General features: G+C 68.8%; 24 protein-coding genes. 14 read left to right on the forward strand and 10 right to left on the reverse strand.

What is annotated here, in order from left to right:
• Window positions 1-145 precede the first annotated feature (145 nt).
• Both ACFT2C_RS07675 and ACFT2C_RS07680 read right to left on the reverse strand, forming a co-directional pair.
• Window positions 146-820, reverse strand: a complete 675-nt coding sequence (locus ACFT2C_RS07675; protein ID WP_377206436.1) for a YdcF family protein — start codon at window positions 818-820, stop codon at window positions 146-148.
• Window positions 817-2,256: a hypothetical protein gene (locus tag ACFT2C_RS07680; protein WP_377206437.1), complete on the reverse strand. Its 1,440-nt coding sequence runs from the start codon at window positions 2,254-2,256 to the stop codon at window positions 817-819. Before ACFT2C_RS07680 ends, ACFT2C_RS07675 begins: the two co-directional genes overlap by 4 nt.
• A 271-nt stretch (window positions 2,257-2,527) precedes the next feature.
• On the opposite strand from ACFT2C_RS07680, the gene ACFT2C_RS07685 reads away from it, so the two are divergent.
• Entirely contained in the window at window positions 2,528-3,460 is a 933-nt protein-coding gene (locus tag ACFT2C_RS07685) for an HAD family hydrolase (RefSeq protein ID WP_377206438.1), read from the forward strand.
• A gap of 27 nt (window positions 3,461-3,487) precedes the next feature.
• Here ACFT2C_RS07685 and ACFT2C_RS07690 read toward each other — a convergent pair whose 3' ends face one another.
• The 3 genes from ACFT2C_RS07690 to ACFT2C_RS07700 all read right to left on the reverse strand — a co-directional run bounded on the left by ACFT2C_RS07690 (window position 3,488) and on the right by ACFT2C_RS07700 (window position 4,954).
• The gene (locus ACFT2C_RS07690) at window positions 3,488-3,703 is read right to left on the reverse strand and encodes a molybdopterin-binding protein (protein ID WP_377206439.1); all 216 of its coding nucleotides are present in this window, start codon (window positions 3,701-3,703) and stop codon (window positions 3,488-3,490) included.
• A 50-nt stretch (window positions 3,704-3,753) separates the two neighbouring features.
• The gene (locus tag ACFT2C_RS07695; RefSeq protein WP_377206440.1) at window positions 3,754-4,251 is read right to left on the reverse strand and encodes a GNAT family N-acetyltransferase; all 498 of its coding nucleotides are present in this window, start codon (window positions 4,249-4,251) and stop codon (window positions 3,754-3,756) included.
• Between the two features lie 76 nt (window positions 4,252-4,327).
• Window positions 4,328-4,954 carry an FMN-dependent NADH-azoreductase gene (locus ACFT2C_RS07700; RefSeq protein WP_377206441.1) on the reverse strand — a complete coding sequence of 209 codons (627 nt, stop codon included), beginning with the start codon at window positions 4,952-4,954 and terminating at the stop codon, window positions 4,328-4,330.
• A gap of 57 nt (window positions 4,955-5,011) precedes the next feature.
• Here ACFT2C_RS07700 and ACFT2C_RS07705 point away from each other — a divergent pair, with 57 nt between their 5' ends.
• Window positions 5,012-5,662 carry a TetR/AcrR family transcriptional regulator gene (locus ACFT2C_RS07705; protein ID WP_377206442.1) on the forward strand — a complete coding sequence of 217 codons (651 nt, stop codon included), beginning with the start codon at window positions 5,012-5,014 and terminating at the stop codon, window positions 5,660-5,662.
• Between the two features lie 28 nt (window positions 5,663-5,690).
• Here ACFT2C_RS07705 and ACFT2C_RS07710 read toward each other — a convergent pair whose 3' ends face one another.
• On the reverse strand, window positions 5,691-6,455 hold the full coding sequence (locus tag ACFT2C_RS07710; protein ID WP_377206443.1) for a glycerophosphodiester phosphodiesterase: 765 nt from the start codon (window positions 6,453-6,455) through the stop codon (window positions 5,691-5,693).
• On the reverse strand, window positions 6,452-7,702 hold the full coding sequence (locus ACFT2C_RS07715) for a hypothetical protein (protein ID WP_377206444.1): 1,251 nt from the start codon (window positions 7,700-7,702) through the stop codon (window positions 6,452-6,454). The genes ACFT2C_RS07710 and ACFT2C_RS07715 overlap by 4 nt, the downstream gene beginning before the upstream one ends.
• 120 nt (window positions 7,703-7,822) lie before the next feature.
• On the opposite strand from ACFT2C_RS07715, the gene ACFT2C_RS07720 reads away from it, so the two are divergent.
• The 3 genes from ACFT2C_RS07720 to ACFT2C_RS07730 are packed head-to-tail and all read left to right on the forward strand — an operon-like array spanning window position 7,823 to window position 9,098.
• A complete protein-coding gene (locus ACFT2C_RS07720; RefSeq protein ID WP_377206445.1) occupies window positions 7,823-8,194 on the forward strand; it encodes an ArsR/SmtB family transcription factor in 372 nt (123 codons plus the stop codon).
• Complete coding sequence (locus ACFT2C_RS07725; protein ID WP_377206446.1) at window positions 8,191-8,694, forward strand: SRPBCC family protein; 504 nt, start codon at window positions 8,191-8,193, stop codon at window positions 8,692-8,694. The genes ACFT2C_RS07720 and ACFT2C_RS07725 overlap by 4 nt, the downstream gene beginning before the upstream one ends.
• Complete coding sequence (locus tag ACFT2C_RS07730) at window positions 8,691-9,098, forward strand: VOC family protein (RefSeq protein ID WP_377206447.1); 408 nt, start codon at window positions 8,691-8,693, stop codon at window positions 9,096-9,098. Before ACFT2C_RS07725 ends, ACFT2C_RS07730 begins: the two co-directional genes overlap by 4 nt.
• Window positions 9,099-9,109: 11 nt before the next feature.
• On the opposite strand, the gene ACFT2C_RS07735 is transcribed toward ACFT2C_RS07730, so the two are convergent.
• Entirely contained in the window at window positions 9,110-9,433 is a 324-nt protein-coding gene (locus ACFT2C_RS07735; protein ID WP_377206448.1) for a hypothetical protein, read from the reverse strand.
• Between the two features lie 101 nt (window positions 9,434-9,534).
• Here ACFT2C_RS07735 and ACFT2C_RS07740 point away from each other — a divergent pair, with 101 nt between their 5' ends.
• From ACFT2C_RS07740 to ACFT2C_RS07755, 4 genes are all read left to right on the forward strand, one after another.
• Window positions 9,535-11,244: a polymorphic toxin-type HINT domain-containing protein gene (locus tag ACFT2C_RS07740; protein ID WP_377206449.1), complete on the forward strand. Its 1,710-nt coding sequence runs from the start codon at window positions 9,535-9,537 to the stop codon at window positions 11,242-11,244.
• On the forward strand, window positions 11,244-11,624 hold the full coding sequence (locus tag ACFT2C_RS07745; protein WP_377206450.1) for a hypothetical protein: 381 nt from the start codon (window positions 11,244-11,246) through the stop codon (window positions 11,622-11,624). The genes ACFT2C_RS07740 and ACFT2C_RS07745 overlap by 1 nt, the downstream gene beginning before the upstream one ends.
• 112 nt (window positions 11,625-11,736) lie before the next feature.
• Window positions 11,737-12,003 carry a hypothetical protein gene (locus ACFT2C_RS07750; protein WP_377206451.1) on the forward strand — a complete coding sequence of 89 codons (267 nt, stop codon included), beginning with the start codon at window positions 11,737-11,739 and terminating at the stop codon, window positions 12,001-12,003.
• Window positions 12,004-12,077: 74 nt separating this feature from the next.
• Window positions 12,078-12,488 carry a hypothetical protein gene (locus ACFT2C_RS07755; RefSeq protein WP_377206452.1) on the forward strand — a complete coding sequence of 137 codons (411 nt, stop codon included), beginning with the start codon at window positions 12,078-12,080 and terminating at the stop codon, window positions 12,486-12,488.
• A 97-nt stretch (window positions 12,489-12,585) separates the two neighbouring features.
• Here the strand turns inward: ACFT2C_RS07755 and ACFT2C_RS07760 are convergent, their stop codons facing one another.
• Window positions 12,586-13,551, reverse strand: a complete 966-nt coding sequence (locus ACFT2C_RS07760) for an alpha/beta fold hydrolase (protein WP_377206453.1) — start codon at window positions 13,549-13,551, stop codon at window positions 12,586-12,588.
• A 57-nt stretch (window positions 13,552-13,608) separates the two neighbouring features.
• Between ACFT2C_RS07760 and ACFT2C_RS07765 the strand changes: the two genes are divergently transcribed.
• A complete protein-coding gene (locus tag ACFT2C_RS07765) occupies window positions 13,609-14,196 on the forward strand; it encodes a TetR/AcrR family transcriptional regulator (RefSeq protein ID WP_377206454.1) in 588 nt (195 codons plus the stop codon).
• Between the two features lie 20 nt (window positions 14,197-14,216).
• On the opposite strand, the gene ACFT2C_RS07770 is transcribed toward ACFT2C_RS07765, so the two are convergent.
• On the reverse strand, window positions 14,217-15,155 hold the full coding sequence (locus ACFT2C_RS07770) for an aldo/keto reductase (protein WP_377206455.1): 939 nt from the start codon (window positions 15,153-15,155) through the stop codon (window positions 14,217-14,219).
• Between the two features lie 89 nt (window positions 15,156-15,244).
• Here ACFT2C_RS07770 and ACFT2C_RS07775 point away from each other — a divergent pair, with 89 nt between their 5' ends.
• The 4 genes from ACFT2C_RS07775 to ACFT2C_RS07790 all read left to right on the forward strand — a co-directional run bounded on the left by ACFT2C_RS07775 (window position 15,245) and on the right by ACFT2C_RS07790 (window position 18,673).
• Window positions 15,245-15,850, forward strand: a complete 606-nt coding sequence (locus tag ACFT2C_RS07775) for a TetR family transcriptional regulator (RefSeq protein WP_377206456.1) — start codon at window positions 15,245-15,247, stop codon at window positions 15,848-15,850.
• A gap of 88 nt (window positions 15,851-15,938) precedes the next feature.
• Complete coding sequence (locus ACFT2C_RS07780) at window positions 15,939-16,412, forward strand: BTAD domain-containing putative transcriptional regulator (RefSeq protein WP_377206555.1); 474 nt, start codon at window positions 15,939-15,941, stop codon at window positions 16,410-16,412.
• Window positions 16,413-16,618: 206 nt separating this feature from the next.
• Window positions 16,619-18,256, forward strand: coding sequence for a GDSL-type esterase/lipase family protein (locus ACFT2C_RS07785; RefSeq protein ID WP_377206457.1), 1,638 nt, complete (start codon window positions 16,619-16,621; stop codon window positions 18,254-18,256).
• Between the two features lie 162 nt (window positions 18,257-18,418).
• Complete coding sequence (locus ACFT2C_RS07790) at window positions 18,419-18,673, forward strand: hypothetical protein (RefSeq protein WP_377206458.1); 255 nt, start codon at window positions 18,419-18,421, stop codon at window positions 18,671-18,673.
• The last annotated feature ends 22 nt before the right edge of the window (window positions 18,674-18,695 follow it).

An 18,695-nucleotide genomic window follows, 5' to 3' on the forward strand; every position in this document is an offset into this window, starting at 1 on the left:
CGGCATGGTGCCGCCGACTGCTACGCATGCCGGGAGGGCGTGCCTGCTTTCGTCGGCCGTATGAAGGAGGCCCAAACGCCCGGAGGGGGCGTACCTATCTGAGGCCGCGCGTCGATGGGAAGCACCGCTTTCGGCCACGGGCCTCCTAGCGCCAACGAGCAGCGAACGCTCCATCGACCCGCTGGAGCGAGACGAAGCTGCCGTCGGTGATGCGTCGCCGGGTCTCCTGCCACTCGCGGATCACACGCCGCCGCCCATCGGCATGCTCGGGCCAGTTGTCTCGTGTGATGGGGACACCTGAGTAGACCGGCTCGTAGCTCAGCCCGTGCAATGGCGCGGCTTTCGGGTGCACGGTGGCGAGAATCTGGATCGCGCGACGGTGGTACCACTTGGACACCGCCGTGACGGGTAGGCCGAGCTGTACGGCCTCGTCGAGGAACGCGGCTGAGTTGTGCACGTTCTGCCAGGTGTCCGCCGACTCGGCCTCGACGCGAATCGCGTCCTCGGGGACACCGCGCTCGATGAGCAGGTCGCGCAGCACGTGCCCTTCGACGATGCCGCTGTGACGGTTGATCCCGCCGGTCACGATGATCAGCGGAGCCAGACCCTGCTGGTGGCGATCGGCAACAATGTCTGCGGGCAGCGTCTGGTTGGTGCCGAACACGAAGTACGCCGCCGGGCCGATCGGTGGTGCCTCGATGTCCACGAACGCCGTGATCTGCGGGACCTGTTCGGGGCTGATGTCGGCGACGCTGAAGTCGATCCCGGCGTACGCCGAAGCCGCGCCACCGGGCACCGGCGCTTCCCCCTGGTCGGTCACGTCCTGCTCCCTGCCACTGCGAGATCCCGTGCAGCGTCACGGTACAGGCCAGCAAATTCCGCTACCTCGGCCGTGTCGCTGCTGCCAGCACCCGCGAGGGCGCGGTCCAGCTTGCCCGCCAGGACGACGGTAGGCCACACGGTGCCCGGCACGCTCAGCGCGGCGGCTCCGGTCGCTGCAGCCTCGTCCAGCTTTCCTAGTCCGGCCTGTGCCAGTGCCAGCACGAGGAGAGTCCGGGCGTAGCTCGACGTCTCGCGGGCGCGGCCCTCCGGGTACGCCGTCGTGATCAGGTCCTCGGTGACCACCGAAGCCTCCGCGTACTCACCGACCAGTAGCAGCGAAGCGGCCGTGTACGGAGGCTCGGCCGCACGCGCGATCGAGTGCACACCGGCGTTGCCGTCATCCTCGAGAGCGGACATCGCAGTCTGCGCTTGGCGGCGAGCGGCCTGCATGCCCTGCGTGTTGCCGAGCGCGGCATGCGAGCGCATCTCCTGGCAGGTCAGCTTCGCAAACGCAACCGTGCCGGCAGGTGCCACGGCCGCGCCTTGACGGGCCAGGTCCAGCGAACGGGCTCCGCGTCCCTGGTAGTGCAAGACCGTGGCACGGGTCAGCAGCGCCCAGCCCGAGATCACCGGGTGGCCCGCCGCTTGGCCACGATTCTGCGCGTCGATCGCCCAGACCAGTGCTGAGGTGTGGTCGCCCCGGTAGGAGGACGCGACGGCCAAGAGGCTGGACAGCCACGCAGCGGCCGCTTGGATGTCAGCTGCCCGAGCCCCGACAGGCTTGTACCTGTCGAACAATGATCGCGCGAACTGCCGGGCCGCCAGAAGGTCGGCCAGGACCGATGCCGGGCCGGCGGTCGCGAGCCTGTCGGAGGTGAAGGTGATGACCTCTTCCAGAGCGTCGATCGCCGTACTGAGGCCGTCGGGCTGTCCGGACTCCACCATGTCCAAGGCGTAAGCGAGGCTGGAAGGGCTGGTCTCGGGTGCGGGGCTGACTCGCCCCGCTTCCTGGGCCACCCCGGGATACGACGCCGGCAGAGCCGGCTTGACGTCAACCTGCCTCATCGCCACAAGTCGACGTTCCGCATCCGACATGCGATCGAGGTCGGCCTCGTCGAGGAGGTCGGCAACCACGCAGCCGTGGCCGAATGCTGACGCCAGCGCAGCGAGGACCTCCAGCGAAGGACGTGTCCCACCGAACGGCCAGGACTCCCACTCGGAGACACGGCTCTCACCGATGGCCAGGTGCGGGTTGGCGGAGCGGAACTCCTGAACGAGCTTCCACTGCGGCCAGCCCATCGCATACCGCCAGGCGACCCGCGGCCGCACGTGCAACCGGGCGGCCAGCTCGACCGCGACGTCCTTGGCGGACATGCCCCTGCGGAACAGCTCCTGCCGGATCTGCTCGCGCAAGGCCTTCGCGCTCTTGGCCACGACCCACCCCTCCAAGTCCAGCTATCCATCAGACTCGCCTCCAGGCAGCGTAGTGACAGCAACGGACACCGGCCCTTCGCGCAGCGGAAGTTTCCAGGTTCTGGAAGTTCTCGAAGCTCGGGCTCGCGTTCCCGCTGCACCTAGCCTCGAATCGCGTTCTTCCTCGGACAGGCGGATTATCGACCCGTAGGCCACGGCAGGGTGGTTCTGCATCACGGCGACGGCTCCCCGCCGACGTCGGGCACTCGACCCTGACCGATCGGAGATCACCGTGACCACACCCGACAACGTCCACATCGCTTCGCCGAGGCTGATCGCCCTCGATATCGACGGCACCCTGCTCCACGCCAACGGCCACATCAGCGACGTCGTCCACGAGGCGATCGACCAGGCCCAAGCCGCCGGGCATCACCTCGTCCTCGCCACCGGTCGAGGCCTGGACGGGCTCCTGTCCATCGCCGAACGGCTCGCGCTGATCAACGGATTCGCGGTGGGCGCCAATGGCGGGCTGACGATCCGACTGGACCCCGCCGCGCCGGACGGTTACCGGTTCGCGAACGCGCGGATGTTCGACCCGGCGACAGTGATCCATGCCGCCGTCTCACTCGTCCCGGATGTCCTCGTCGGGGTCGAGGAGCTCGTCAGGGGCTGGAAGGTGAACCGCAATTTCGGCCCGAAGCGACTCAACGGGGAGCAGAAGCAGGCCGCCATGGTGGACCTGTCCGCGGGTCCGTCCTGCCGGGTCGCGTTGTCCGCTCCTGGGATCCAGCAGCACCTGGAAGCGCTGCGTGCGACGGGAGTGACGGTCACGCCCGCGGGACCGGACTGGCTCGACGTGACCGGCCCAGGCGTCTCGAAGGCCACGACTCTCGAGCGGCTCCGGACCAAGCTCGGCGTCGCAATCGAGCACACCGTCGCGATAGGCGACGGACCCAACGACATCGAAGCCCTCACCTGGGCCGGCCGAGGCGTGGCAATGGGTCACGCCGCCGAGGCCGTGCGCGAGGCGGCCGACGAGGTCACCGGCACGATCGACGAGGACGGCGCCGCGACGGTACTGACATCTCTGGTGCGGCAACGGGTCGAGGGGCCTGCCGATCAACCGACCGAGCGGTCAGCCAGACAGCGCCTCGACCCAGGCCGCCGCCGGCTCGTCGCTAGACGCGACCAGGCGAGTCAACGCGAGATACCGCGGTCCGCCTGAGCGTCGATGGCCGCGACCATGACCCCCTCAGTCATCGAACGTCACCGACTCCACCTGGAGCAGGAAGTCCAGACCTTGCGCGATCTCGCGCGGGTCGTCTGGAACCACAGCGGTCCGGACGACGCCGGCGCCGCGGCCGGCGATCTGTCGGCAGACCCAGCCGCTGTTGGTGTCCGTCGTCGATCCGTCGAGGATCTCGTCCCTACGACCAACAGGGCGACCGTCATCAGTTCTGTCCTTCACAGCGCCGTCAGGATCGCGACGACCGCGCCCGTCAGGGAACGACCATATGGTCAGAGCCCCCGCACCATCCGGATCTCGACGATGTCGAGCCCGTCGACGAACCGAGCGCCGTCCGCCGCGAACCCGTGCTTCTCATAGAACCGACGCGCCCGCGGATTGGCCTCGGCGACCCACAGCTCGGCCGGCCGCTGCGGAGGGAGCACAGCATCGAGCAGCAGCGCACCGATACCGATCCCGTGATGCTCCGCCAGGACGTACAGCGCCCACAGCTCGTCGGCCCGGACCGGTGGCGCGCCGTCTTTCCCCCGCGCAGCCCCGGCCCGCGCGAAGCCCACCACCTGCTGGTCGACGACGGCCACCAGCGGGTACCCGGACGCCTCCCCGGACAGTTGCACCTTCCAGCGCTCCCGGCGCCGCGCCACAGTGTCGCGCTCCCAGTGCTCGGCGGGCAGCAGGTCGGAATACGTCTGCACCCACCCCGTGTGGTGCACGACGGCGATCGCGTCAGCGTCGTCGACCATCGCGGGCCGCACCCGTGGCTCAGTCATGCGCACCACCTTGGCATCTGGCCCAACCCCCGGCGAAGCGTTTTGGCAGCGTCGAACAGCCCGCGTCAGACCCGGGTCAGAACGACCCCGCGACCTCGAGCACGACCGACCGCGCCTTCTCCCGAGCCGTGTCGACGTCCGCCGCAGCGAGGTTCGGCTGGAACCGCACGCTGGTGATGTCGCTGATCCCTGCCCACCGCAGCCAGTCCTCGAAATAGGGCTTCTGGAAGTCGCTGCCGAACTCAGGACCCCGATCGGCGCCCCATACCGCGCCCGTGTAGATCACCGCGGCCTTCTTCCCCGTCAGCAGACCCTGGTAACCCGTCACCGGGTCGAAGCCGAACACCATGCCCGGCTGCGAGACGACGTCGATGAACTGCTTGAGGATGTACGGCACGCCCGCATTCCACATCGGGACGCTGAACAGATACCGGTCGGCGGCATCGAAGCGAGCGAACGTCGCCTTCGCCGCCTCCCAGGCGGCAACCCCCTCGCCGCTCGGCTCCGCGCCCGCGAAGACGTCCATCTTCGCCTTCGCCGCCGCCGGACCGAATTCGGGCAGCGTGCCGTCCCACAGGTCGAAGTGCTCGACGTCGGCACCCGGGTTGGTCTCGCGGTAGACGTCGAGGAAGGCGGCGGCGAGCCTCAGCGACTCGGACGCCTCGCCACGTGGGGAAGCGCTGATGTGCAACAGTCGGGTCATGGTCAGCTCCGGTGTGTCGGGTGGACGACAACGCAAAAGCGGAATAGGTTCCGCTTCATGAAGGAAGTTAGCGGAACCGATTCCGCTTTGTCAACGGGGTCGCGCCTGCCCGTGCACGGCCAGCCCGACGCCGGTCCGGCGCGCTCCCCGCGCGTGGACGCCACCCGCAACCGAGGCAAGGTCCTCGACGCGGCGGAGCGGCTGTTCGCTCGCGACGGTGTCGAGCGCGTGACCATGCAGGCCGTGGCCAAGGAGGCCGGCGTCGGCGTGGGGACCCTGTATCGCGGCTTCGGCGATAAGGCCGGGCTGGCGATGGCCCTGCTCGGTGAGCGCGAGCGCCAGTTCCAGGAGCTGATGATCTCCGGACCGCCCCCGCTCGGCCCCGGCGCCGAGCCGGTCGAGCGGCTGACGGCGTTCGTCGACGGCTATACCGAGCTCGTCGCCGAGCAGCTCGAACTGGTCCTGCTGTCCCAGACGGCCGCCCCGGGCGCCCGCTTCCGCAGCGGAGCGCACGCCCTCTGGCGGACGCACTGCCGCCACCTGCTGGGCCTCGCCGGCGCACCCTCCCCCGAGTTCCGCGCGGACGCACTCCTGGCGGCGCTGTCGGGCGAGATGATCGCGCACTGGCTGACCGACCAGGACAGGGACCTCGCCGAGATCACCGACGCGCTGGTGGGGATGGCTCGCGCACTCGCCTCAACCAAGTGACCGCTGCCCCCGGTGGGGCGAAGCCCGACTAACCAGCCTTGACCAGCCCGATCGCCCGCTCCGGATAGTTCGTGGTCACCAGCCACGCGGCGTCCGGCCCCAGCCAGTACGCGAGCGCCTCAGGCTCGTCGACGGTCCAGACCAGCAGCGGCAGCCCCCGCCGTCGGGCAAAGCGCGCCACCGTGTACCGGGCGATCCGCTGCTGGCAGACGACGAGGTTGGCGCGCGAATTCCGGATCCGCCGTGCCGGGAAGAACTCCGAGAGCCGGGTCCGCAGCGCCTTCACCACGGTCATCTCCGACGTGTCCCGCCCCAGGGACAGGCCGACGAGCAGGTCGAGGCCGACGCCGTCGGACCAGTCGCGCACCGCCCGCACCGACTGGTCCTCGAGGGTCGTGATGATGAACTGGCCGGGCCCGAGGATCTCCAGGGCCTGCTGAGTGGCGGCCACCTCGTAGGTGCTCTCGGGGTCCGCGTACGCGGCGTCGGGCGAGACGAACTTGAGGTCGATGTGCGCGTGCTTCACTCCCTTCAGCGCGGCGAGCACGTCGTCGTACCGCATGAAGTGGTCGGCCATCCCGGAGAACTGCTCGAACGTCAGCTCCGCCATCGGGACGGTCCGGCCGTCGAGCTCCACGAAGTCGTCGTGGAAGAGCACGAACGTGCCGTCGCCGAGCCGCTGCACGTCGAACTCGACGTAGTCGACGTCGAGGGTGAGCGCCCGGTCGAGCGCCGCCCGGGTGTTCTCCAGGTCCCGGTCGCTCCCGGCCCCGCAGCGGTGTGCGCTGATCATCGCCATCTCGTTCGGTCCCCGTTCTGCGTGCGGAAGTACTGCCTGAGCGTCATGGCGGCGATCGCCACTGCGGAGGTGATCGCCAGGGCCCACACCAGACCGTAGACGGTCAGGTCATAGATCGACCTGTCAGCGGGGATGGTGTGCTCGCTGGAGACGCCGAAGTACGACAGGAGCAGGGCGATCGGGATCGCGATCCCGGACGCCATGCCGACGCCGAGCTGCCACCGGCGTTCGCGGGTGTCGGCGAGCTTGGCCGCGCGCACCTGGATGTCGGCGAGGCTGGAGCCGAGCACGTCGCTGAGCGCGTCCATGAGGCCGACCGTCGAGTCGGTGAGCTCGTTGAGGCGGAGCGCCTCGGCGAAGCTGGTCCGGAAGCTGTCGATGACCAGCTCGGGCATGAACAGCCCGTCGGAGTACCCCTGGACGTCGAGCGCCATGATCGTGCGCTGCCTGCGCACCTCCCTGGCGACCTCGCTGAGCCGTTCGGCGTCGTCCCAGATGCCGGCGGCCTCGTCCGGGGTGCGCGACCCCTGGAGCAGGTTCTCGATCTTCGCTCGCGCATGCCGCGCCCGCCCGACGGCGAACAGCAGCTCGCAGGCGGTCAGCCGCACGGTCGCCGCCGTCGCCTCGCTCTGCCCGCCCAGGACGACGACGCCGCGCCCGTGCGCAGCGAACGCGTCCGCCAGCGAGTTGAGCGCGGCCGGCACGCGCACCGGGACGCCGCCGTCGGGCAGCCGCTCGACGGTCCGGTAGATCATCGCGATGGCGTCGTTGCTGGGCTCGTCCGTGTCGGTGACGAGACCCGCGGCGTCGTCGAGCTCGACGAACTGCAGGACGTCCTGGTCCAGCGTGGGCGCCCGGTCGAGGTCGGCGCTGCTGACCAGCCAGTCGACGAGCGGGGTGCCGTCCAGCGACAGCGACGTCCGCTCGTGGCAGAAGACCGCCAGGTGGTTCGCCACCTCGTGCGGGGACGGGTCGTCGAGTTCGTACGACAGGTGAAGCTGCGCCAGGGAGACGTCGTCCCACCAGAGGTGCGCCGCGATGTCGAGCGGCGCGAGGGTCGACCGGTCCGTGGTGACCAGGACGTCGGCATGCTTGCCGAGATCCGTGACGCGCACGCCGTCGCCCGGGCGGTTCACCAGGTGCGGGGTGAACCGCCCGTAGTCATAGGCCTCCGTCAGCGGGACGCCGGCGGGTGGGGCGGGGAAAGCGCGGAACGTGAAGATGTGCACGATGCGGGCCATAGGCGGCATCGTGCCACGTGACAGGCCTGGACGAGCAGCCGTCGGATCCACAGCCCCCATCTCTTGACAGGCCGGCCCTCGCACGCGACCATCACCATATGGTTATGAAACCGGTTGGTTATGAGCACCGTCACCGCTGAGCGGCTCGATGCGACGTTCGCTGCCCTCGCCGACCCGACGCGACGCGCCATCGTGGCCCGGCTCGCCGCGGGCGAAGCGACGATCACCGAGCTGGCCGCGCCGTTCAACATCAGCCAGCCCGCGATCTCGAAGCACGTGAAGGTGCTCGAGCGAGCGGGCCTGGTCACGCGAACCCGGCAGGCGCAGCGCCGGCCGTGCCGGCTCCAGGCAGGGCCGCTGCGGGACGTCACCGCGTGGCTGGCGAACTACCGCGACTACTGGGACGAGAGCTATCAACGGCTTGATGCGCTGCTAGCGGACCTCACGGCCGACGACGAGTCCGCCGCTCCCCCAAGGGACGGCCAGTCGTGAGTGCCGACGAGCGCCTGCACGTCGCCGCGCCGGGCGATCGCGAGATCGTGATGTCGCGGACGTTCAACGCTCCCGCCAACCTCGTCTTCGACGCGTTGACCCAACCAGCGCTGCTGACCCGCTGGTACGGCGCCCGCGGCTGGAACCTCGTCGCCTGCACGGTCGACCTGCGTGTCGGCGGGCGCTACCGGTTCGTCTCGCGCGGCCCGGACGGCGCCGAGCTGGCCCAGTCCGGGACGTACCGCGAGGTCGAGCGGCCCTCGCGGCTCGTCTGCACCGAGGTGTTCGACGACCAGTCCTACCCCGGCGAGACCCTGATCGCGCAGGACCTCACCGAGCTCGCCGGCACCACGACGCTGACCAGCACCCTGCGCTACCCGTCCCCGGAGGCGCGCGAGATCGTGCTCCGCTACCCCATGACCCGAGGAGTCGGCCAGTCCTACGACCGGCTCGACGCAGTCCTCACCGAGCTCGCCCACCCCCAGGAGAAGCAACTATGAAGTGGACCCTTGAAGTCGTCGTCGTACCGGTATCCGACGTCGACCGCGCCAAGGCTTTCTACAGCGACAAGCTCGGCTTCAACGTCGACCACGACACGAAGATCGGCGAGGGCCAACGCGTCGTTCAGCTGACCCCGCCCGGATCGGGATGTTCGATCGTCATCGGCGAAGGAGTCGTGCCACCGATGCCGCCAGGATCGCTCAAGGGCCTGCAGCTCGTCGTCAACGACGTCACGAAGGCTCGGGCCGAGCTGGCCGAACGAGGCGTGGACGTGAGCGAGGTCCAGGTCCTCGGCGAGAACCCGACGCCCATGCCGGACCCGCTCGACAACGTGGGGTTCTGCTTCTTCAGCGACCCCGACGGCAACGCCTGGGGGGTCCAGCAGATCTCGACCCGCCCGTGACCGGACCGCTGTCAGCGCGCCTTCGTCTTCCACTGCAGGCGGTCGTCGCCGACGTCGCCGTCGTAGTCGGGAAGGTCCACCACCGGTAGCCGCGGAAGCCCGAGCAACGGCGCGATCACCTCGTTGGCGTCGTCCATCCACGCCGTCGCCCACACGAGGTCGCCCAGCCCGGACAGCAGCGGGCCGAGCGACCGGTCGATCCGCGCCAGATAGGGGTTGGACGACGCCATCCACACCTCCGGCGCATCCGGAACCGTCGGCATGCCGGAGCCGCCGAACGGCAGGAGCGTCCCGTCGACGTCGAGGAAGAAGATGGGGCGAGCGGCTCCGGTCATGCCCGCACGATATCGGCGGCGCGTTTTTTCATGGTCCTGGCGGCAATCGGTGGGTAACCTCGGCAGCGTCGTTGTCGTGGTTCGCGGGGGGTGGACGCGTGATGAGGCCGTCTGATTGGTCGCCGGTGGGGTTGGATTCCGATCCGACGCCGGGGGATCCGGTGCTGGTGCTGTCGGGTGGGCAGGAGTATCAGGAGGTTGCGCGGTCGATCGACAACGCGGCGTCGGCGATGTCTCGGTTGGATGTGGACGGGACGATCTCGCAGGCTGTGGATTCTCTGATGGAGGCCAAGGAAGACACCATCAGCGAGATCCGCAAGGCCCACTCCCGGTACGTCGCGGCGGGTGACGCGTTGATCGGGTACGCCAGCGCGTTGGAGCGGGTGCAGGGCGAGACGTTGGCGGCGTTGGAGCGGGCGCGGGATGCGCAGGACGCGGCGCAGTCGGCGTCGGGGTCGAAGGACCGCTGGCAGGAGCTGGCCGATTCGGCGAAGGACGAGACGGAGAAGCAGGAGTACCAGCAGAAGGCCGATCAGGCTGGTGGGGACGCCGACGAGGCAGCGGGGACGATCTCGAGTGCGAAGGGCACGGTGGAGTCCGCCGTGTCGGACCGGGACCGTGCCGCGGAGCATGCGGTGGACCGCATCGAGGAGATCACCTCATCCGATGACCTGAACGATGGGTGGTGGGACAACTGGGGTTCCAAGCTGGTCGCCGCGATCGCGGACATCGCCGACATGATCTCCACCATCGCGGGCATCCTCGCGATCGTGGTGGCCTTCATCCCCGTGGTCGGTACCGCCCTGGCCGGGGTGTTGATAGTCATCGCGGCGGTGGCGGCGATAGTCAGCGCGGTCGCGAACATCGCTCTGGCCGCCACGGGTGAGCGGTCTTGGGCTGAGGCTGGGATCGCGATCGCCGGTGCCGCGCTGTCGCTCATTGGTTTGGGTGCCGCGGCGAAGGCCGCGACAGGGTTGGCGAAGGGGATCACGAAGGGCGCGTTCAAGCAGGGGTTGAAGAAGGGGTGGTGCAAGTTCGGATTCGGCAAGTGCTTCGTCGCCGGCACCCTGATCCACACCCCGGACGGCCCGCGTCCGATCGAGGACATCCGAGTCGGGGACAAGGTCTGGGCCCACGACCTGGTCACGGGCCGGGACGAGCTGCAGCTGGTGAGCGAGACGTTCGTCCGCCACACCACCGAGCTGTTCCACCTCACCATCAACGGCATGGTCGTCTCGACCACCGCGGAGCACCCGTTCATGGTCCAGGGTCGCGGCTGGCTGGACGCTGCATTCCTCAGCGTGGGCGACGTGCTGGTCACCCCCGAGGGTTCCACGGTCCCAGTCGAGGCGATCGAGACCGAGCAGCGTGACGAGGCGGACGCGGAGACGGTCTACAACTTCCACGTCGAGACCCACTCCAACTACTACGTCTACGCCGGCAGCCTGCCAGTCCTGGTACACAACGCAGGCCACACGACGGGTGCCGTCAACAAGGCGAATGCTCCGGTCAAGGAAGTTGAGACCTACGCTCCGAAGCCCGTGAAGCCTGGCGATGCCGTCGAGCGAATGAACAACTTCCTGGGTGAGGGTCAGCACACAAACATCCACCCTCGAACCGGACAGCCGGACCCCCATCGAATTGTCTCGGAGGATGGTCAGCGCAGCATTCGGTTCGGGCCGCATGAGATGAACAGCGGGCCCACAAAGTTTCACTACCATGAGGAGTCGTGGGCCTACGATGAGGCGGCGGGTATCTGGAATGTGGATAACGTCGTGGTCAGAGTTCCGTACCCGAAGGGATCATGGTAATGCGCGGAGTCGTGCTGGCAAGTGTTGATGGGCAAGGCTCGGAACTCCGCTTGGAAACGGAGATCGGCCCAATTCTCGGTGTGTGGCGTGGGGACGCCCCGGTCGACTCTGGCGAGACCCTGGATGTCGAACTGGAATTTCCAAGCGCCCGTTCATGGCATGACATCGCGAGCGCCGCATCCGCCGACAGCGCCCGAAGCATCTCGTCAGACTCCCTCTATGGCACGGTCATGGAGTTGTTTGACGACGGGATCCTCATGGTGAAGATTGGCGGCTCGATCGTGCAAGTTGAACTTGACGACAGTCCGTCGCGGAACCCAGCTGGGGAGACCGTCGCTATTTCTCCTGACGACTTGGAGATCTACCCCACAGGTGTGTGATTGGACCGGTGCAACAGTCTCGTTCGGTCTGGCGACCGTGGCATCGCACGGCAAGCTCATCCTGGACAGGGATCCAATCGACATGCTCGCCTGCGTGCGATTGACTTGACATATGAGGCTGATGGAGTGCCCAAACTTCGACCAGGGTCTTGTTCGGCCGCTGGTAGCGCAGGAAGGTCAGATGATCCTCTTCTGCGACAGTGCCGAATGCATTTGGCTCAGCCCTGGGCACGTTTCGTCGGTCGAAGCGATCTACACCGAAGGGCCTGAGTGGGAAGTTGCTCCAGGAATTCACGCCACCCCCGGCAAGACTCGGTGGGCGACGCAGGACGACCTGCCCCAAGAATGGCTCGACGGATTTGAATGGCATGACGGCTAGGAGATTGAATTACTGATTCAGGTCGTGGGCATGGGGTGGGTGCCGTCACGGACGGCGCAGGTGGGAGCGAAGCGATGAGCTCGGAACCGAGTACCGGAGAGTGGCAATCCCTGGTCGCGGCCGAGCAGGAGGTTTCCAAGCTCCGCGAGGCGATCTATCGGATTCCGCACCGCGCGGAACTTTTGGCGAACGCGGTCTCAGGAAGTTCAGTGTGGGACAGGAACGTTGCGATGCGCTTCATTCGCGAATTTCCCGAAGACACACCACAGCTGCTTGACCAGCTCGTTGACCTCGCCTTGTCTACGGGTTGGGCGCGCGAGTCCATAGAAGCAATCCGAGCCGCCCGGAGCGAGATCGACCCCACTCGAATGACCGGGACCGTGGAGCCATTCCTCACCGACGGAGACGCAGAGGATCACCTCCGGCTCGCCGAGCTGACGGCCCAGACGGACGCATGGCAGGCAGTAGGCGTAGAGCGCCGATGACTTTGGACAGCGGGGTGGCGGCCGTCGCCCTGGCCGGGTGTGACCCGGCCAGGGCGGCCGGCGCAGAGCAACGCCGCGACACTCCGCCCCGAATGTGTCAGCCGTGCGACACGCCTGCTACCGGTTTGCCTCCGAGGAAGTCCTCCAGGATCTCGGTAAACCGCGCCGGCTGCTCCTCGGCCACGTAGTGGCCGCAGTCGTCGACGACCACCTCGGTGACGTCGTCGGCCGCCAGCCGCATCGTCGCGGCGGCCGCCGAGCCGCTGTACAGCGCGCCGCCGACGGCGAGCACCGGCAGCGTCAGCCGCGTCTTCTTGCGCTGCTCGTTCTGCGCGATCGTCGCGTCCAGCGCGCGGTAGTACGCGAAGCTCGCCCGTAGCCCGCGAGGATCCGCGACGATCGCATCGACGTAGACGTCGACGGCGTACGCGGGGATCGCGTCCGGGGTGGCCGCCTTCTTGGCGAACTGGTAGCCGAAGAAGAGCCGCTCCCGCCCCCGGACCAGCTCCTCGTTGAGGTCGGTGAGCTGGTTGAAGCCGAAGTGCCAGAACCGCTGGCTGACCGCGGCCGGGCTGAAGAACGGCGGGGTTGGCGTGAGACCGGGGATGATGGCGTCGACGACGGCGAGCCGGCCCACACGCTCGGGGTGATCGGCAGCGAGGGCGTATCCAGTCCACATGCCGATGTCGTGGCCGACCACGTCGAACCGGTCGTGCCCGAGCGCGGCCATCAGGGCGACCAGATCGGCGGCCAGCGTGCCGGCGTCGTAACCGTCGTCAGGCTTGTCGGAGAGCCCGGCCCCGCGCGAGTCGACGGCGACGACGGTGTGCTCGCGGGCGAGCGCGGGCATGACCTCCCGCCAGGCGTACCAGGTCTGTGGCCACCCGCCGACCAGCAGCAGCGGCGGGCCGTCCCCGCCGATGACCGCGTGCAGCCGCAGCCCGTTCAGCTCCACGAGCCGGCTGGTGAAGACGTCGGTGAACCCGTCGGGCAGCCGCAGCGAGCTCAAGCTTGTCGTGCTGTCGGCCGTGCTCATCATGGAACGATCGGTTCGACTTGTCATGCCGGCGACCCTACACATCTTGAAACGATCGGTGCAAGATGTGTAGGCTGACGAACCATGGCGGGCCGCAAGCAATTCGACGTGGACGAGGCACTACGACGCGCGATGCACGTCTTCTGGCGCTGGGGCTATTCGGAGGCCTCGATCGACCGCCTGACCGAGGGCACGGGCCTGGGCCGGAGCTCGCTCTACGGCACCTTCGGCGACAAGAGCGCCCTCTTCCGGAAGAGCCTCCAGCGGTACGAGCAGACCTACCACCCGCTGTACGACCAGGCACTGTCCGGCCCCCACCCGAACCCGAGCGCCGTTGTGGCGGCCTACCTGCAGGTCACCCTGAACCGCATCGCCGACCCGACGGTCCCGGACGGCTGCCTGCTCACGGTGTCGGCAACGCAGTTCCCGGCCCTCGACGCGGAGGGCCGGGCGATGGTCCGCGCCATGATCGACGGCTTGCGAGCGATGCTGGAGCAGGCGTTGCTGGCGGCGGGGGCCGATGAGCACGAGGCGGCAGAGCTGGCGTTGTGCACGCTGGCAACGAACAAGTCCCTGGCGGTGCTGAGCCGCGCCGGCTTCTCGAGCGACGACCTGGCAACCGTCGCCGCGGCCGCCGCCCGCATCCCCGGGAGACCACATCCACTGCCGTGAGAGTCCCCGCGGACCCGGGGTCAGACGCCCCGGCTACCGAAACCGCCGTCGGGCGCGATCTCCGCGATGCGCGCCATGTCCTCCTCGCTCAGCACGATCCCGCCCGCGGCGACGTTCTGCACCACACGCTCCGGGTTACGCGACCCCGGGATCGGCACGATGTAGTCCTTCTGGGCCAGCAGCCAGGCCAGCGCGAGCTGCGAGAGCGTCACGCCCTTGCTCGCGGCAAGGTCCCCGAGTCGCCGAGCGATCTCGACGTTGCGGTCGAAGTTCTCTGGCGCCCACCAGCCGATCATGTGGCGCACATCATCCGCCTCCAGCCCGTCCCGCGGCTGGACCGCGCCGCTCAGAAATCCGCGCGCCAGCGGCGAGTACGCGACGAGCCCGATCCCGAGCTCCTCGAGCACGGGCAGCAGCGGCTCGGAGTCGCGGGCGAAGATCGAGTACTCCTCCTGCAGCACGGAGATCGGGTGCACGGCGTGCGCCCGGCGGATCGTGTCCTCGTCGGCGTTCGACAGGCCGAGGAACTTGACCTTGCCGGCGTCCACGTACTCCTTCATGACGCCGACGACGTCCTCGATCGGGACGTCCGGGTCAGGGACGTGCTGGTAGAGCACGTCGATGGTGTCGACGTTCAGGTTCCGGAGGCTGTGGTCGACCACCTCGCGGATGTGCTCCGGCCGCGAGTCGGACCCGTAGGTCTCGGTGAAGCCGAACTTCGTCGCGATCACCACCTCGTCGCGGATCGGCGCGAGCGCGTGACCGAGCAGCTTCTCCCCCACTCCCCAGCCGTACAGCTCGGCGGTGTCGAAGAAGGTCACGCCCTCGTCGTGGGCGCGGCGGATGGCGGCGATCGACTGCGTGTCGTCGGTGGGCCCGTAGAACGCCGCGGTCCCCATCGCGCCGTAGCCCAGCGCTGAAACGGTCAGGCCCTGCTGGCCCAGCTTGCGTGTCTGCATGGTGAAACCCCTCTTTGAGCGGACTCGTGTCAGCATACGCCACACCTGTCAGACTCTGACACGCATGTCACCGCCTGTACTCTGGAGGCATGTCGAGCGCGACCAGCGGCGGGCCGAGCCTGCGAGAGATCAGCCGGGACGCCGTGCGCACACGCATCACCGACGTCGCGCTCGGCCTGTTCGTCGAACGCGGATTCGACCAGGTCACCGTCGAGCAGATCGCCGCCGCAGCGGGCATGTCCGCGCGCACGTTCCACCGCTACTTCCCGGCCAAGGAGGACGTCGTCGTCGGCGAGCCGGCGCGCTGGGGCGAGCTCGTGCGCGACGCCCTCGCGGACCGCCCCCGTGACGAACCCGTCTGGGAGTCGCTCCGGTCGTCCTTCGAGACACTCCTTGCCCAGGCCGGCCGCATCAACGGGGACGAAGGCGCCAAGCTCACCATGCGCGTGCTCGGCACCACCGCCTCCCTGCGCGCCCGGAACCTCGAGAAGCACCTGCTGTGGGCAAGCATGCTCACGCCCCTCGTCGCCGATCGCCTGAAGGGTGACGACGCCGCGCTGCGCGCCGAGATCATCGTCCAGTCGGCCCTCGCGTGCCTCGACGTCGCGCTCACCACCTGGGCCAATGTCGACGACGGCACCACGGCCAGCGAGCTGCTCGAACGAAGCTTCGCGGCGCTGCAGCCTCAGGTGTAGGGGCCCGGCCTCAGGTTGAGGGCATCTCCGACGGAGGACAGCCCCACCCCAACGCGGCGGCGCGCACCATTCCGGGGACAGCGACTGGCTGCGATCCGGGGAGCACGCGCGTCTGCTGCCCTCGGTCGCCGACGCCGCGCGGGCGCACCCGCTCGACGAACGCCTGGCCGGGCAGCTGATGCTCGCTCTGTACCGCTGCGACCGGCAGGCCGATGCGCTGGCGCACTTCCACGTGGTCCAGCAACGGCTGGCCGACGAGCTCGGCAGTGACCCCGGCCCGACGCTCCGCGGGGTGTACCAGCAGATCCTGCGGCACGACCAGGAGCTCGCTGCGCCAACCGGTGTCTCGGGGCCGGCTACGCACGAACCGGGCAGCATGCACGCTGACGCTGCGGCAGACGGCGATGCGGCGGAAGCCGTCGCAGCCTCGGTCGAACGGTCGCACCGGCCGGCGCAGTTGCCCCTTGACGCGGCGGGCTTCACCGGGCGCGCCAACGAACTGCGGCGCCTCGACGAGCTGCTCCGAATGTCGCGAACGACCTGGCGGCCAGGACCGTGGTGATCACCGCGATCGGCGGGACCACCGTCATCGGCTCGCTCTTCACCCAGATTGCATCAGGCGGCATCATTGTCGGCGGCTACCGAGCAGACGCGCACCACCCCAGTGACGTCCGAATGAAGAACCAGAACATCACCGTCTCCACGAAGAAACCGCGCACGTCCCCACGCGGAAGAGCCGCACGTCCCTACCCAGAAAGAAGGCCGCACATGCACACGTCCCGAAGACTCTCCGCCAGACTCACGGCCACGGCATCCGCCATCTGCCTGGCCGCCGTCGGACTCGCCCTCGTCCCGGCGGCAGACGCCTCCGCCGCGGGCGCGCCGCAGGGCGGCCACGTCTACGCGCTGACAGCGGCGCACAGCGGCAAGAACGGCGCCGTGCTGTCGGACTCCCTGGCCAACGCAGCGGCGGTCGTGCAGAAGACCGCCTCCGGCGGCCCCGGCCAGCTGTGGGAGGCGGTCGACCACGGCGACGGCACCTTCTCGCTGGTCAACATCAACAGCGGCAAGTGCATGGACGTCCAGAGCGGCTCCACGAACGCGGGGGCCGCGATCATCCAGTGGTCCTGCACCGGCTCCAGCAACCAGCGCTGGACTGTCAGCGGCTCGGCGATCGTCTCCGCCCGCAGCGGCCTGTGCCTGGACGTCTCCGACAACTCCACCGCGGAGGACCACGCGATCATTCAGTGGACCTGCAAGAACACTACCAACCAGCAGTGGAGCCTGACCGAGCGCCCGCGCTCGGCGACCTGGGGCCCGAGCATGGTCAGCGGCGGCCAGACCTTCACCTCGCAGACCATCCGGATGGTCGTCCACAACAACACCTCCGGCGCGGGGCTGCGCATCCGGCTGTCCAACCTGCGCAGCACGACCGCCCTCTCGGTCGGTGCCGTCACGGTGGCCGTCCAGTCCAGCGGCGCCACCGCGGTCGCGGGCACCACACACACCGTCACCTTCGGCCGTTCGGCCACGCCCACCATCCCCGCCGGGCAGGAACTGACCAGCGACGTCATCCCGATGCCGGTCGTCGCGGAGCGGAACCTGCTGGTGAGCGTCTACCTCCCGGGCACCACCGGTGCCTCGACCTACCACTACGACGCCCACCAGACCTCGTACCTGTCCGCCTCGGGCACCGGCAACCACGCGGCCGAGGAGGCCGCGACGAACTTCACCACCACCACGGCCCGCTGGTTCTACGTCGCCGGACTCGACGTCGTGTCACCCACGGCCAAGGGAACCGTCGTGGCCATCGGTGACTCCATCACCGACGGCTCCCTCGCCACCGACAACGCCAACCAGCGCTGGCCCGACTACCTCGCCCGGCGGCTCCAGGCCCAGTCCGGCGGCCAGCGCCTCGGCGTTGTCGACGCGGGCATCGGCGGCAACCGCGTGGTCCACGACAGCCCGTCCACGCAGCAGGGCATCGCGGCCGTGACCCGGTTCTCCCACGACGTCCTGACCCAGCCGGGCGTGAAGGACGTCATCCTGCTGGAGGGCATCAACGACATCAACTCCACCGCCATCCCCACCACCGCCGACGAGATCATCGCCGGCTACCAGACCATGATCGACCAGGCACACACGGCCGGTGTCCGAATCATCGGCGGGACGATCCTGCCGGCCTCGCAGACCGCCGCCAAGGCCGCCGCCCGCGCCCAGGTCAACGACTGGATCCGCACCAGCGGCGCCTTCGACGCGGTGATCGACTTCGACGCGGCGCTCCGGGACCCGGCCAACCCGGCGCAGCTGCTCCCCGCCTACGACAGCGGCGACCATGTGCACCCCAACAGCGCGGGCATGCAGGCCATGGCCAACACGGTGAACCTCTCGCTGCTCACCTCCTGAGCGGTGCCCACCTCCCGGACGGCGTAGTTCCGTTCGGCGCCCCCTCTCCGCGTACGGGGCACCGGACGGAACGGCTCGTCATCCGTGCGCCGCCGGGCAGCTGCTGCTGCGGACGATCAGGTGGCGCAGGACGACCGAACGCATCCAGGAGCACGGACGCCCGTGGATGTGGTCGAGCATCACGGTGATGCACCGGCGCCCCATTTCGGCGAATTCGGGGCGCACCGTCGTCAGCGGCGGGAGGCCTGCGTGGTGCCGTTCGCGGTCGTCCTCCTGGCGGACGGCGGGCCGGGGTCGCTCACCGACTCGGCGCTCGGTCTCGTCGAGCGGTGTGTGGTGATCCTCGATGTCATGGCGATCGGGGTGCTGGCCCGATGGTCGCGAGCGAGCGCGACCGTAGCGGTCGCCGGGCGATAGTCGCCCCGGCGCTGCCGGCGAT

This window comes from Promicromonospora sp. NPDC057138, from assembly GCF_042670845.1.
Taxonomy (GTDB): Bacteria; Actinomycetota; Actinomycetes; order Actinomycetales; family Cellulomonadaceae; genus Promicromonospora.

What these genes read in the sequence shown, in the direction of transcription:
- ACFT2C_RS07695 (WP_377206440.1), bottom strand. Translation starts at nt 4,251, where the DNA reads ATGACTGAGCCACGGGTGCGGCCCGCGATGGTCGACGACGCTGACGCG.
- ACFT2C_RS07700 (WP_377206441.1), bottom strand. Translation starts at nt 4,954, where the DNA reads ATGACCCGACTGTTGCACATCAGCGCTTCCCCACGTGGCGAGGCGTCC.
- ACFT2C_RS07705 (WP_377206442.1), top strand. Translation starts at nt 5,012, where the DNA reads ATGAAGGAAGTTAGCGGAACCGATTCCGCTTTGTCAACGGGGTCGCGC.
- ACFT2C_RS07710 (WP_377206443.1), bottom strand. Translation starts at nt 6,455, where the DNA reads ATGATCAGCGCACACCGCTGCGGGGCCGGGAGCGACCGGGACCTGGAG.
- ACFT2C_RS07715 (WP_377206444.1), bottom strand. Translation starts at nt 7,702, where the DNA reads ATGGCCCGCATCGTGCACATCTTCACGTTCCGCGCTTTCCCCGCCCCA.
- ACFT2C_RS07720 (WP_377206445.1), top strand. Translation starts at nt 7,823, where the DNA reads ATGAGCACCGTCACCGCTGAGCGGCTCGATGCGACGTTCGCTGCCCTC.
- ACFT2C_RS07730 (WP_377206447.1), top strand. Translation starts at nt 8,691, where the DNA reads ATGAAGTGGACCCTTGAAGTCGTCGTCGTACCGGTATCCGACGTCGAC.
- ACFT2C_RS07735 (WP_377206448.1), bottom strand. Translation starts at nt 9,433, where the DNA reads ATGACCGGAGCCGCTCGCCCCATCTTCTTCCTCGACGTCGACGGGACG.
- ACFT2C_RS07740 (WP_377206449.1), top strand. Translation starts at nt 9,535, where the DNA reads ATGAGGCCGTCTGATTGGTCGCCGGTGGGGTTGGATTCCGATCCGACG.
- ACFT2C_RS07745 (WP_377206450.1), top strand. Translation starts at nt 11,244, where the DNA reads ATGCGCGGAGTCGTGCTGGCAAGTGTTGATGGGCAAGGCTCGGAACTC.
- ACFT2C_RS07750 (WP_377206451.1), top strand. Translation starts at nt 11,737, where the DNA reads ATGAGGCTGATGGAGTGCCCAAACTTCGACCAGGGTCTTGTTCGGCCG.
- ACFT2C_RS07755 (WP_377206452.1), top strand. Translation starts at nt 12,078, where the DNA reads ATGAGCTCGGAACCGAGTACCGGAGAGTGGCAATCCCTGGTCGCGGCC.
- ACFT2C_RS07760 (WP_377206453.1), bottom strand. Translation starts at nt 13,551, where the DNA reads ATGACAAGTCGAACCGATCGTTCCATGATGAGCACGGCCGACAGCACG.
- ACFT2C_RS07765 (WP_377206454.1), top strand. Translation starts at nt 13,609, where the DNA reads ATGGCGGGCCGCAAGCAATTCGACGTGGACGAGGCACTACGACGCGCG.
- ACFT2C_RS07770 (WP_377206455.1), bottom strand. Translation starts at nt 15,155, where the DNA reads ATGCAGACACGCAAGCTGGGCCAGCAGGGCCTGACCGTTTCAGCGCTG.
- ACFT2C_RS07775 (WP_377206456.1), top strand. Translation starts at nt 15,245, where the DNA reads ATGTCGAGCGCGACCAGCGGCGGGCCGAGCCTGCGAGAGATCAGCCGG.
- ACFT2C_RS07785 (WP_377206457.1), top strand. Translation starts at nt 16,619, where the DNA reads ATGCACACGTCCCGAAGACTCTCCGCCAGACTCACGGCCACGGCATCC.